The sequence below is a fragment of the Halomonas hibernica genome, from assembly GCF_013183775.1.
GTDB lineage: Bacteria > Pseudomonadota > Gammaproteobacteria > Pseudomonadales > Halomonadaceae > Vreelandella > Vreelandella citrativorans.
On sequence record NZ_VIFN01000001.1, the window covers coordinates 453,897 to 466,338 of the forward strand.

The 12,442-nt window shown below is 54.9% G+C and carries 10 protein-coding genes; 7 read left to right on the forward strand and 3 right to left on the reverse strand.

All coding sequences use genetic code 11. The features are described 5' to 3' along the window. Positions 1-32: 32 nt before the first annotated feature. Complete coding sequence (argJ, locus tag FKN99_RS02135) at positions 33-1,262, forward strand: bifunctional glutamate N-acetyltransferase/amino-acid acetyltransferase ArgJ (RefSeq protein WP_172116355.1); 1,230 nt, start codon at positions 33-35, stop codon at positions 1,260-1,262. A gap of 109 nt (positions 1,263-1,371) precedes the next feature. Then, entirely contained in the window at positions 1,372-2,319 is a 948-nt protein-coding gene (locus FKN99_RS02140; RefSeq protein ID WP_172116356.1) for a Nudix family hydrolase, read from the forward strand. 150 nt (positions 2,320-2,469) lie between these two features. Here the strand turns inward: FKN99_RS02140 and FKN99_RS02145 are convergent, their stop codons facing one another. Then, positions 2,470-3,384, reverse strand: coding sequence for a carbon-nitrogen hydrolase (locus tag FKN99_RS02145; RefSeq protein ID WP_172116357.1), 915 nt, complete (start codon positions 3,382-3,384; stop codon positions 2,470-2,472). Between the two features lie 9 nt (positions 3,385-3,393). Beyond that, positions 3,394-4,446: an agmatine deiminase family protein gene (locus FKN99_RS02150; protein WP_172116754.1), complete on the reverse strand. Its 1,053-nt coding sequence runs from the start codon at positions 4,444-4,446 to the stop codon at positions 3,394-3,396. Between the two features lie 222 nt (positions 4,447-4,668). Between FKN99_RS02150 and FKN99_RS02155 the strand changes: the two genes are divergently transcribed. Both FKN99_RS02155 and FKN99_RS02160 read left to right on the forward strand, forming a co-directional pair. Further along, complete coding sequence (locus FKN99_RS02155) at positions 4,669-5,910, forward strand: lipoprotein-releasing ABC transporter permease subunit (RefSeq protein WP_172116358.1); 1,242 nt, start codon at positions 4,669-4,671, stop codon at positions 5,908-5,910. Between the two features lie 106 nt (positions 5,911-6,016). Next, positions 6,017-6,697 carry an ABC transporter ATP-binding protein gene (locus FKN99_RS02160; protein ID WP_172116755.1) on the forward strand — a complete coding sequence of 227 codons (681 nt, stop codon included), beginning with the start codon at positions 6,017-6,019 and terminating at the stop codon, positions 6,695-6,697. Here the strand turns inward: FKN99_RS02160 and FKN99_RS02165 are convergent. Then, on the reverse strand, positions 6,694-7,245 hold the full coding sequence (locus FKN99_RS02165) for a DUF2062 domain-containing protein (protein ID WP_172116359.1): 552 nt from the start codon (positions 7,243-7,245) through the stop codon (positions 6,694-6,696). The genes FKN99_RS02160 and FKN99_RS02165 overlap by 4 nt on opposite strands. 97 nt (positions 7,246-7,342) lie before the next feature. Between FKN99_RS02165 and FKN99_RS02170 the strand changes: the two genes are divergently transcribed. From FKN99_RS02170 to lpxK, 3 genes are read left to right on the forward strand one after another with little or no spacing between them, the layout of a single operon-like run. Then, positions 7,343-9,625, forward strand: a complete 2,283-nt coding sequence (locus tag FKN99_RS02170; protein WP_172116360.1) for a DNA internalization-related competence protein ComEC/Rec2 — start codon at positions 7,343-7,345, stop codon at positions 9,623-9,625. Between the two features lie 56 nt (positions 9,626-9,681). Beyond that, positions 9,682-11,415: a lipid A export permease/ATP-binding protein MsbA gene (gene msbA, locus FKN99_RS02175; RefSeq protein ID WP_172116361.1), complete on the forward strand. Its 1,734-nt coding sequence runs from the start codon at positions 9,682-9,684 to the stop codon at positions 11,413-11,415. Next, positions 11,415-12,440, forward strand: coding sequence for a tetraacyldisaccharide 4'-kinase (gene lpxK / locus FKN99_RS02180; RefSeq protein WP_172116362.1), 1,026 nt, complete (start codon positions 11,415-11,417; stop codon positions 12,438-12,440). The genes msbA and lpxK overlap by 1 nt, the downstream gene beginning before the upstream one ends. Positions 12,441-12,442 lie beyond the last annotated feature (2 nt).

Genomic DNA, 12,442 nt, shown 5'->3' on the forward strand with positions numbered 1-12,442 from the left:
AAGCGGTCTGGATTTAGGTAGAGGAGACGATCATGGCGGTGGGAAATAGTCCCTTTCCGGTGATGCCCCCCTTGGCTGGGGTGCGCTTGGGAAGTGCAATGGCGGGTATTAAAAAGCCGGGTCGTCGTGACATGGTAGTTATTGAGCTACCCGCCTCGGCAACCGTGTCTGGTGTGTTCACGCGAAATGCCTTCTGCGCTGCCCCGGTGTCGGTTGCCAAGGCGCATATTGAGCGCTGCCGCGAGCAGGGCCAGGCACCGCGTTACTGGCTAATTAATACCGGTAATGCGAATGCGGGCACCGGCAAACAGGGGCTTCATGATGCCTACGCCAGCTGTAAAGCGGTAGCAGAGCAAGCTGGCGTTGCCGAGCATCAGGTACTGCCTTTCTCAACGGGGGTTATCGGTGAACCACTTCCCATGGAGCACCTTTTAGCCGGTATCACGCCAGCGCTTGCGTCAGGTGCTGACAATAGTCAGGCGTGGCAAAATGCCGGTGAAGGGATTTTAACCACCGACACCCGAGCCAAAGGCGCCAGCGTTACCGCGAAGGTTAGTGACGGGTCAGTTACTATCAATGGCATCACTAAAGGCTCAGGTATGATTAAACCCAACATGGCGACCATGTTGGGCTTTGTCGTCACGGATGCTGCTATTGAACAGCCATTGCTGGATCGCTTGTTACGCGAGACGGTGGATGCCTCGTTTAACTGCATTACCGTGGATAGCGATACTTCAACCAATGATGCGTGCATGCTGGCAGCGACAGGCACGGGAACGGCGATTGAAGACGACGAGGATATCGCTGTCTTCCGTGATGCATTGCAGCAGGTAATGACGAGCTTGGCTCAGGCGATCATCCGTGATGGTGAGGGCGCGACAAAGTTTGTGACGCTCCAGGTTGATGACGCAGAAAGTCGTCAGGAAGCGCTGGATGTCGCATTTACCGTCGCCCACTCACCCTTGGTGAAAACAGCGCTTTACGCCTCTGATGCTAACTGGGGGCGTATCCTGGCCGCAGTAGGGCGAGCGCCTGTGGCTGACTTTGACGTGGACCGCATTGTCATTGACCTGGCAGATGTTCGCTTGGTCGAAGAAGGTGGTCGTGCGGCTGGTTATACGGAAGCCGCAGGCAGTGCCGTCATGGCGCAAGACGAAATTACGATTCGCATCAGTTTAGGGCGCGGTCAGGAGAGTGCCACCGTATGGACCTCTGATCTTTCCCATGACTATGTGTCGATCAACGCAGACTATCGTAGCTAGTTAGCCAGTCACCGACTGGGTTTGGCAGTCATAAAGGGCTCACGCAGCGAGTAAGCGCCGGCACTGATCCGCCGGTGCGCACACAGTGGATAAAGACGTAATGAATGTAATGGTAAAACGACGAGTTCATGTTGCGGCAGCAGCCATCATTAGTGCCGATCAGAAGCAAGTACTGATTGCACGTCGGCCCTCGAATGTCGATCAGGGTGGCTTGTGGGAGTTTCCGGGTGGGAAGCTCGCGCCTTATGAAACAGGGCTTGAGGGTCTTAAGCGCGAGCTGCACGAAGAGCTTGGTGTTGAGATTGTACGTGCGCAGCCCTTGATCCGTGTGCATCACGAATATCCTGACAAGCATATTTTGTTAGATGTTTGGCAGGTTCACGAGTTTGCTGGCGAGCCCTTTGGTCGCGAAGGCCAAGCCGTGCGTTGGGTGCCGATGGAGGAGTTGGCTAATTATCCGTTCCCGGCGGCCAACCTGCCGATCCTGCGTGCTGTGATGCTGCCCACTGAATACCTGATTACAAAAGAAGAGGCTGACGAGGCGCGTTTTGATACGCTCCTGGAGCGGGCCTTGAAAGAAGACAACGTTCGCTTGGTGCAGCTGCGTGCCAAGCAGCTTGATGAAGCCGCTTATCTTAAGCGCGCTGAACGCGCCTTGCGCATGTGTCATGAGTATGGCGCCAAGCTTCTACTCAACGGCGAGCCTGCACTGCTTGAACACGTGGATGCCGATGGTATTCATTTAACCAGCGAGCGCTTGATGCAGTTGGATCGACGTCCGATTACCGAGCAAAAGTGGCTCTCTGCCTCGACACATGACCAAACTCAGCTCTCCAAAGCGGCGCTGCTGGGGTGTGATTTTGTGACGCTGTCACCACTTCGCACTACGCCTTCACATCCGGAAGTAGCGCCGATGGGCTGGCATGATTTTCAACAACTGGTTGAGCGTGCCGGAATGCCGGTCTTTGCGCTGGGTGGAATGACACGCTTTGATGCCAATCACGCCCGCGCCGTAGGCGCCCAAGGCATCGCCTCGATTCGTGATTTCTGGAAGTAAGAGGTTTGTTACTACTGACGTAATGGCGTAAGTCAGCGCTGAAGCACGTGCAGAAATAGGGTGCTAGAAAAAAACGCCTGCCAGATGATTTTGGCAGGCGTTTTTCCGTAAAAGACCGCGACGTTAAACTGGCCTATAGAGCGATAACGCTTAGTCGCGAAAGCGGCGGGTTAGATCGCTATAGGCATCGATACGGCGATCACGCAGGTAAGGCCAGATACGGCGAGTATTTTCGCAGCGCGCCATATCAATGGTCACAACCAGTTGTTCATCTTCTTCACCGGCATGGGCAAGTAGCTCGCCCTGAGGCCCACAAATAAAACTGCCTCCCCAAAACTGAATGCCATCGCCCACGCCTGAATGGTCGGTTTCAAACCCCACGCGGTTGGCAACAATCACCGGTAAGCCATTGGCGACGCCATGCGAGCGCTGGATTAACGTCCAGGCATCTTTTTGGCGGGTTTGTTCCGCAATATCATCGTTAGGATCCCACCCAATCGCCGTGGGGTAGAGCAGCAAGTCTGCTCCGGCCAAGGCCATCAGGCGAGCCGCTTCCGGGTACCACTGATCCCAGCACACCAGCACGCCCAAACGGCCAAGCGAAGTATCAATTGGTGTAAAACCTTCTGCGCGGCTCGCATCGTGGTCACCAGGGGTGAAGTAAAACTTCTCATAAAAGCCTGGGTCATCAGGGATGTGCATTTTTCGATACTGACCCACCCGGCCTTTATCTCGGTCGTATACCACCGCCGTGTTGTGATAAAGCCCTGGTGCGCGCCGCTCAAACAGCGAGCCGACCAGCACGATATCCAATTCGCGAGCAAGTGCGGCCAGGTGCTGTCCGGTCGGACCATCCAGCGGTTCGGCCAGGTCGAACAGGGCCGGATCTTCATACTGGCAGAAATAGTGGGTAGCATGCAGCTCTTGCAGCACGACAAGCTGAGCGCCACGTTTTACGGCATCACGAATGCCCGCTTCACTGGCTGCCAGGCTCTGTGCTTTATCGGGCCAGGCAAACTGTTGCACTACGCCAACCGTTAGGTCAGAGGTCACCTTGATAGACATCCTGGCTCCTTACTGATGAAAAGAGGTGGTGAGGGTGCCCTTGGGCAACTGCATGGTCAGGCAGTGTAAGCTGCCATGTTGACGAATAACGCTCGAACACTCAATGGGAATGAGCGCATAGTTGGGGAACGCTTCGGCCAGCGCACTGAGTGCTAACGTATCAGCCGGATCGCCGTAGGTTGGCACCAGCACCGCTTCATTAATAATCAAAAAGTTGGCATAAGTGGCTGGCAGCCGATGGCCGTCTTCAGGGTCAAAGCATGCCTGTGGCCAAGGCAGGGGGACAAGCTGGTAGGGCTCGCCGTTGCGTTGTCGAAATGCCTTTAACTCTTGCTCCATGGTGTGTAGGGCTGTGTAGTGCGGGTCTTGTGGGTCATCACAGCGCACATAAGCAATGGTCGATGAATTACAGAATCGCGCCAAAGTATCAACGTGGCTGTCGGTATCATCACCTTCTAGATGCCCGTGGGTTAACCAAAGCACCCGGTCGACGCCGAAATCATCGCCTAGCAAGGCTTCAACGTCCTGGCGTGTTAAATGCGGGTTGCGATTAGGATTGAGCAAGCAGGCTTCGGTCGTCAGCAGCGTACCCGCGCCATCGGTTTCGATAGCCCCGCCTTCCAATACCATATCGCGTGAAGCCACTGGGCACGCCCAGACGCCTGCATCGGCTAACGCCTGCGTCAGCCGATTATCGTTGCTGGCAGGGAATTTTCCGCCCCAGCCGGTGAAGGTGTAATCCAGCAGTAGCGGCTGGCCTTCATCATCAATAACGCTAATCGGGCCGTGGTCACGCGCCCAAGTATCATCGGTAGGCGCTACGATCAGCAATAGCTTATGAGCAGGCACACCATAGGCATCGAACGTTTTGCGTACGCGGTCACAGGTGGCTTGATCTGGCATGCTGATCACTACCTGCTGGTAACGAACGGTTGCCAGCACAATGCGTTCAAGCGTTGCTTCTATACGCGATAGAAGCGATGCCCAATCGCCATCAGGGCGTGGCCAGGTCAGCTGTAGACCATCCTGGGGGTGCCATTCCGGCAGCAAGCGATATGTCATATTGGCCAAGGTTAGGAAGTCTCTTGGTAACGTTATTTGAAGTAAAGCGCTCACCGATTTAGCCAGCGCAAATGGGCGCAATGTAGGGCGTCGTCGAAGAACTTGCAAGCGTTACGTGGTTTCAGGGAACGGGCCTGGAGTCTGTTACTCTAATGCCCGTTTGCACATGCAGTATGGCTAAAAAAACCGTACCATGAGCGCTTATTAATAAGGAATGACGCCATGCTTGATCGTTTGCCTTTTCTGGTGGGGCTGCGCTACGTGCGCGCCAAACGCCGGAACCACTTTATTTCTTTTATTTCACTAACATCGATGCTGGGCCTAATGCTGGGTGTGGCGGTACTCATCCTGGTGTTATCGGTTATGAATGGTTTTGACCATGAGCTGCGTACTCGTATTTTAGGAATGGTGCCGCACACTAAAATTGAAGCAACCGATGGCCTGGTGGAGTGGGAGGCGCTGGCAGACCGATTGACGCAGCGTGAGCACGTGATGGGGGCTGCACCGTATGTTGAGCAGCAGGGCATGTTTTCCGCGGGTGGCCGCAACCAGGGAGCCATGGTCAACGGTATTGATCCCGATTGGGAAGACCAGGTCTCGATTATTGGTCAGCATATGCGCCAAGGCACGCTGGCTGAATTAGTGCCAGATGAGTGGAATGTGGTGCTTGGCTCTATGCTTGCTCGCCAGCTGGGGGTGGGTGTAGGCGATCGAGTGACGCTACTGGTGCCGGAAGCTTCTATTACCCCAGCGGGTGTATTCCCACGGTTAAAGCGCTTTACCGTTAGCGGTATTTTCAGCGTGGGCGCCGATTTGGACGCCAATCTCGCTTACGCCAATATCGAAGATATGAAAACCCTTGCGCGCCTTGGCGACGCGGTAGGTGGTTTGCGCCTTGAGCTTGATGATCTGTTTATTGCGGGCAGCGAGACCCAGGCCATTGTGAACGACCTGGGACCAGGCTACCGCGGCAACGATTGGACGTACTCGCATGGCAACCTTTTCCAGGCCATTCAAATGGAAAAGCGCATGATTGCACTGCTGCTAACGGTGATCATTGCCGTTGCGGCGTTCAATATTGTTTCTACTCTGGTCATGGTGGTCACCGACAAGCGTGCCGATATCGCTATTTTGCGTACCATTGGTGCTACGCCACGCTCGATCATGGGCATCTTTATCGTACAAGGCATGGCCATTGGCTTGATTGGTATTGCGATTGGCGTTGCTGTGGGCATACTGCTGGCGCTGACAGTATCTGATCTGATCGGTTGGTTTGAAGCGGCCTTTGGGATTAAATTTCTGGATGCAGGCGTTTACTTTATCAGCGATTTGCCGTCCCAGCTTAGGTGGGATGACGTGCGCAATATTGTGTTGGCGGCCTTCGGTCTAACGTTTTTGTCCACGCTGTACCCAGCCTGGCGCGCTGCTCGCGTTCAACCGGCGGATGTTCTGCGCTATGAATAAGGATGCTTCCATGTCTACTACTGGGCCGTTAACGTCTATGCAGTCAACTTCCACGCCGTCCAACGCTACGCCAGCCGCAGCAGGGGGAGCGAACGAGCCGCCTGTTATGTTGGATTGCCAGGAGTTAACGCGGGTATATAGCGAAGGACCACAAGACCTGACCGTGCTTGATAAGCTTGAACTTTCTGTTCGTGCAGGCGAGCGGGTGGCGATAGTGGGTAGCTCTGGGTCGGGTAAAACCACACTTTTAAACTTGCTGGGCGGTCTGGATCGCCCAAGCGATGGTCGGGTGGTGATCGCTGGTGAGCCACTTTCCAACTTAAACGAAGCGGCCTTGGGGACGTTTCGTAATCGCTACATTGGGTTTGTTTACCAGTTTCACCATTTGCTGGCAGAATTTACCGCCGTTGAGAATGCAGCGTTACCGTTAATTATCCGCGGTCAGTCGAAAAAAACCGCTGAAAAACGCGCTATGCAGATTCTTGAGCGTGTAGGGATGAAGGCGCGGGCTGATCATAAGCCAGGCGAGCTTTCCGGTGGTGAGCGCCAGCGGGTTGCCATTGCGCGTGCCTTGGTAACAGACCCAAGCCTGGTGCTAATGGATGAGCCTACCGGTAACCTGGATCAAACGACGGCAGCTACGATCCTGGCCTTGATGGATGAGTTGGCCAAAGAGAGCGCGTGTGCGTTTGTTATCGTGACGCATGACGTGGGGCTGGCTGCACATCAGGACAGGGTGCTTAAACTGGACGCGGGCAAGTTGGTTGAGCAGCCTCGCATGCCTTAATCATCGAACTCGGATTCGATACATGCCCGACGCCGCTGCCTATTTAGGCGGCGGCGTTTCCAATTATGAGAGACATGCCAGCGCCAAATAAGGCGAATGCCGATATTGGCGGCCACTGCTAGCACAATAGCCGTAATAAATGAGCCAACAATCAGTGGCGGTACGATATCGTGCATTTGTTCGGCAATCCAGCGCGTTGAAATACGCGTAGGTGCTTCACGTACCGGGGCTCCAAGCATAAATGTGCCAATTCGATAGTTAAAATAAAAAATCAGCGGCATGGTGAGCGGGTTGGTAATCCAGACAAGGCCTACCGAAAGTGCTAAATTACAACGGCTTAGGCGAGCGCCCACGGCAGCGACTACCATTTGAAATGGAATCGGTAGCATGGCGCAAAACAAGCCAACGCTAAAGGCGTTGGCAACGCTTCGCCGAGTTAAAAGCCACAGCCCGGGGTCGGCAATTAGCGGTGCTATAAAGCGTAGCGACCGCTGTCGCCGTAGCGTGTCGGGTCTGGGCATGTAGCGCTGTAGGAACCGGCGCGGCATGTCAGGTACTCTTGCCTATTAGTGCACCCTATTATCCATATCGCGTAGCGCTTCGGCTATGCCAAGTAGATGAAGTTCTTAAGCCAAGGAGAGTCGTATGCCGTTTGGCATGGCGATACCGGCAGCGCTAGCGGCACTGTTAGGGGCAGTAATCGCGGGATTAAGCGGTATAACGGGGGCAATGAACCCCTTTGTTGGCGTTAGCTTATTGGGCGTGCTGCTACTGATGGCCTGGCGCGCCAAGGCGGCTTTCTGGCTATTGCTGGGTGGCTGGGTAGTGGTTGGCATTCATCAGGAGTGGGGCAGTCGCTTGCCCGAAGGTCTCAACGGCGAAGATGTCGTTGTGGAAGCAAGGGTGCTGAGCGTAACCCCGTTGGGTGATGCACAACGGTTACTGTTAGCGGTAAAAACCTGTGAAGGACCTACTCATCACCCCGCTTGCGATACGCTTAACAAGGTCCGTGTAACGGCGTATAACGCGCCGACTTACTATGCGGGAGAGCAGTGGCGAATGACGCTACGTCTGCGCCCGCCTCGCGGATTTGCCAACCCTGGCACGTTTGATTTTGAACAGTGGCTCTGGCGAGAAGGCATTCATGCAACGGGGTATGTACGCCAGGAGCCAGCGCCGACGCAATTGGCCACGGCTGGGTTTTCTGTACGAAAGCTGGCGCTTGATGTGCTGGAGAGACAACCACTCGGTGAACGAACACGCCGCTGGCTCGCAGCCTTAACGCTGGGGGAGGGCAGCCAGCTAACCCAGGAGGACTGGTCGCTACTCAACGCCACGGGCACGACGCATCTGGTGGTTATTTCAGGCTTGCATGTGGGGCTGGTGGCCGGGTTTGCGCTGTTGCTGGCAAAGCTCATCGCACGGCTAACAACGCCTTTGAACTGGCGAATGCGCGTGTGGCCCTGGTGGGTGGCCGCGCTGGTCACCATCGGATATGCCTATCTGGCCGGTATGGAACCGCCCGCCATGCGCGCCATGGTTATGACGCTGGTAGGGTTGTGGGTGCTCAGTGGTCGACACTCCCCAGCCACTTGGCAGGCCTGGTGGCTGGCACTTGCCATTATTCTGCTGCTTGATCCGCTCTCTTTGTGGCGCCCTGGGCTCTGGCTATCGTTTGTGGCTGTTGCCTGGTTGATCATTATTTGGCAAGGGCGCACGCGTCCAAAAGGTGTTAAAGGCTGGTGCTGGGCGTTGCTGCGTTCCCAGCTGTTACTGGCCCCACTCATGGCCGCCGCCGTGCTGATCGCATTTGGACGTATGGCGCCGGGCGCGCCCATTATTAATGTAATCGCCGTGCCCTGGGTAAGTTCAATCATGGTGCCGTTGGCGCTGCTGGGCTGGATATTTTCACCGCTGCCGTGGCTGGGTACGGGCATGTGGTGGTTGTTTGAACAAGCACTGTCGGTTTTTTACGTTTTTCTGACCGTTACGTCAGAACGATGGCCGCTGTGGGAACCTGATCATGCGCTAGTGTACCCATTAAGCGGCGCTCTTCTTTTGTTGGCTTTGTGCTGGGGTCTGCCTGGCGTGGTGTCCTGGTTGAAAGTGGGGGCTACGTGCCTGGTGGTATCGCTTGCCTGGTGGCTTCCGCTGGAGCAAATACCTAAAGGCACGTTGCGTGTAACGGTGCATGATGTGGGCCAAGGTCAGCTTATCGAGCTACGCAGCCAGCAGTACCGGCTTTTATACGATACTGGGCCACGTTTTCAGGCAGGCTTTATGCCTCTGCAAACATTGTGGTCGCCAGGCCAGCGTTTTGATGAGGTGATAGTTAGCCATGCCGACAGTGACCATGCAGGCGGTATAGGCGCGCTACTGGAGAGCCATGCAGTCACGCACTGGCGTGCGCCTCTAGGTGAAGCTCTACCGGTAACGGCCACTCCATGCGAACGTGGCCAGCAGTGGCAGCGCGATGGAATCACGTATCGGTTTTTATGGCCGCCTGCCGGGTCCAATGATTACTCGGCCAATGACCGCTCCTGCGTGCTGGAAGTCAGCGCGGGAGAGCATCAGTTATTAATTACCGGGGATGTCAGCCGTGATATAGAGCGGCGTTTTCTAAAAGATATTGATGTGCCGCTCAGCGTATTGGTCGCCGGACATCACGGTAGCCGCACGAGCTCAGGTGTTCAGTTTGTCCAGCATACGACGCCTTTGCATGTGATCTTTAGTGCAGGTCGCAATAATGCTTTCCAGCATCCGGTCGATGATGTGGTACGCCGCTTCCGAGCGTATAAGAGCTGCCTGTGGAGTACCGGGCACGATGGGGCGCTGCGGTTTTGGCTTCAAAAAGATCATCCTGTGTCTATTACACCAATGCGTTGGCCATCCGGTAATGTTCAACATGGTGGCGTTAAGCGGTGTTGATGCGCCTCGCCATAAGGTAGAATCCAGCGCATTGCACACTATTGCCAGGAGCGCGTGTGACCGATTCAAGTTGGGTTATTTATAAACGGCTACTTAGCTACGTAAAACCACACTGGCAAGCATTTGGCTTGGCCGCTGTTGGGTTTGTGGTATATGCCGCATCAAGTACGGCACTTGCTGAGATGATGAAGCGGTTAATCGATGGTATCCAAAATCCCGATGCTGCTTTTCGGCTGTTTCTTCCGCTGTTTGTTATTTTGATGTTTGCTTCGCGTGGTTTAGGCACTTTTCTAAGTACCTACTATATGGCGTATGTAGGACGCTATGTGATCCACACGCTGCGCTGCGACGTTTTTGCCCACATGCTGCATCTGCCTGGACGGTTTTTTGACCAGCACTCAAGCGGTCACCTTGTTTCGCGCGTGACCTACCATGTAGAGCAAGTGGCAGGTGCTGCAACGAACGCCGTCACCGTTATTTTGCGTGAAGGCCTGTTTGTTGTGGGATTGGTGGGTTATTTGTTCTGGACGAACTGGATGCTAACCCTACTGTTTTTAGGGGTTACCCCCATTATTGGCGTGGTGGTGAGCTATGTCAGTAAGCGCTTTCGGCGTATTTCCAAACGCATACAAAGCTCGATGGGTGATGTCACTCATGTCGCTTCCGAAGGCTTGTCAGGCTACCGCGTTGTGCGCACCTACGGCGCTGAGGATTATGAAAAGCAACGGTTTGCACGGGTAAGCGAAGAGAACCGTAAACAGAGTATGAAAGAGGCGATGACGCGGGCGATAAGCTCCCCGGTTATTCTTATGCTGGTAGCGATATCCATGGCGCTGCTGGTGTGGCTGGCCATGGCGCCGGCGATAATGGCCAATATGACGCCAGGTGAGTTTGTTGCGTTTATTACCGCAGCGGCCTTGATGATCAAGCCGGTACGCCAGCTCACCGAAATTAATAGTGAAATTCAAAAAGGACTTGCCGCCGCTTCAGAGCTCTTTGGGTTGATGGATACAGCACCGGAACAAGACACCGGCCAGCGTGTGCCCAAGCGTCTAACGGGCGAGCTGATGCTCGAAAATGTTGGCTTTCGCTATGCCGACGACCAGCCAAACGTGCTGCATGACATCAATTTGCACGTCTCGCCTGGTGAGATGGTGGCGATTGTGGGTCGCTCAGGCAGCGGAAAATCAACCCTCGTTAGCCTATTACCACGCTTTTATCGTCTTAATGAAGGACGCATTTTAATCGATGGTGTGGATATTAATGAGTATGCGTTAGGCCCATTGCGTCAGCAGATTGGCTTGGTCACACAGCAAGTGACGCTCTTTAATGCCACGGTGGCCGATAATATTGCTTATGGCACGGCGAACCCTGATCGTCAGGCCGTTGAAGCTGCCGCCAAGGCGGCGTATGCCAGCGAATTTATCGATAAGCTGCCACAAGGTTATGAAACGGTGGTGGGTGAAAACGGGGTCATGCTATCGGGTGGGCAACGTCAGCGTCTGGCGATCGCCCGGGCGATTTTCAAAGATAGCCCGATATTGATTTTGGACGAGGCAACCTCCGCTCTGGATACCGAGTCTGAACGTTACATCCAAAAAGCGCTGGAGCACGTCTGCCAGGGACGCACGACACTCGTCATTGCCCATCGTCTGTCCACGATTGAGCGTGCAGATCGAATCCTGGTGATGGACCAGGGGCGTATTATTGAGCAAGGAGCGCACCAGGAGCTTCTGGACAAAGGTGGTGCCTACTCTGCGCTGTATCAACTTCAGTTTCAGGAAGCATAATGACGCTGGCGCAGCGCTGGCTTGAAGCGGGCTATCACAATAGCCCATGGCTATTGCCGCTAAGGCCATTGGGCGCGCTTTATAAGTATGCCATGGCGCGTCGTGAAGCCGCGTACGTGAGTGGCCAAAAGGCCACATGGCGTGCGCCAGTGCCGGTCATCGTGGTGGGTAATATCACCCTGGGTGGAACCGGGAAATCGCCATTAGTGGCGTGGTTAAGCCGCTGGTTGGTCACACAAGGTTGGACGCCGGGTATTGTCACGCGTGGCTATGGCGGTAAAGCCGAGCACTACCCGCTCCAGGTAACGCCCTCGACGGATCCCGCGCAAAGCGGTGACGAGCCGGTTATGTTGGCCCAGCAAACCTTGTTACCCGTGGTAGCAGACCCCAAGCGTGCGCGTGGCGCTCAAGCGTTGGTCGATCTCGGTTGCGATATTATTTTGAGTGACGACGGGCTGCAGCATCTGGCGCTTGAGCGAGACATTGAGATTGTGGTGATTGATGGTGCACGAGGATTGGGTAATCGTCGCTGCCTGCCTGCGGGGCCACTGCGTGAGTCGCCCGAACGTTTAGCGCGTGTAGATGCGGTGGTTGTTAATGGTGAAATAGTGAATGGTGAAATAGCGAAGGGAGACATGCGCCAATCACTTTCGGTGAGCGCCACTTCCATGCAGCTAATGCCGATAAGTTGGCGGCGCCTAAATGATGGCAAGCGCTTTCCGCTGACACCGCTACCTTTTAGCGTGCCGGTGTTTGGCGTGGCCGGTATCGGACACCCCGCGCGCTTTTTTAATACATTGCGTGATTTAGGCGTAAACGGTGAAATGCTGGCGCTGGCAGACCACCAGCGTTTTAGTGCGGATATATTTACTCCGGCGAAACAGCGGCCCGTGGTCATGACCGCCAAAGATGCGGTGAAATGCATGGGAATTGCGCCACCCAATAGCTGGATATTAGAAGTGGAGGCAACGCTTCCATTAGAATTTGAACATTGGCTGGCAGCCAGGCTGTCAGCTCTGTCCTGAAG

What these genes read in the sequence shown, in the direction of transcription:
- argJ (WP_172116355.1), top strand. Translation starts at nt 33, where the DNA reads ATGGCGGTGGGAAATAGTCCCTTTCCGGTGATGCCCCCCTTGGCTGGG.
- FKN99_RS02140 (WP_172116356.1), top strand. Translation starts at nt 1,372, where the DNA reads ATGGTAAAACGACGAGTTCATGTTGCGGCAGCAGCCATCATTAGTGCC.
- FKN99_RS02145 (WP_172116357.1), bottom strand. Translation starts at nt 3,384, where the DNA reads ATGTCTATCAAGGTGACCTCTGACCTAACGGTTGGCGTAGTGCAACAG.
- FKN99_RS02150 (WP_172116754.1), bottom strand. Translation starts at nt 4,446, where the DNA reads ATGACATATCGCTTGCTGCCGGAATGGCACCCCCAGGATGGTCTACAG.
- FKN99_RS02155 (WP_172116358.1), top strand. Translation starts at nt 4,669, where the DNA reads ATGCTTGATCGTTTGCCTTTTCTGGTGGGGCTGCGCTACGTGCGCGCC.
- FKN99_RS02160 (WP_172116755.1), top strand. Translation starts at nt 6,017, where the DNA reads ATGTTGGATTGCCAGGAGTTAACGCGGGTATATAGCGAAGGACCACAA.
- FKN99_RS02165 (WP_172116359.1), bottom strand. Translation starts at nt 7,245, where the DNA reads ATGCCGCGCCGGTTCCTACAGCGCTACATGCCCAGACCCGACACGCTA.
- FKN99_RS02170 (WP_172116360.1), top strand. Translation starts at nt 7,343, where the DNA reads ATGCCGTTTGGCATGGCGATACCGGCAGCGCTAGCGGCACTGTTAGGG.
- lpxK (WP_172116362.1), top strand. Translation starts at nt 11,415, where the DNA reads ATGACGCTGGCGCAGCGCTGGCTTGAAGCGGGCTATCACAATAGCCCA.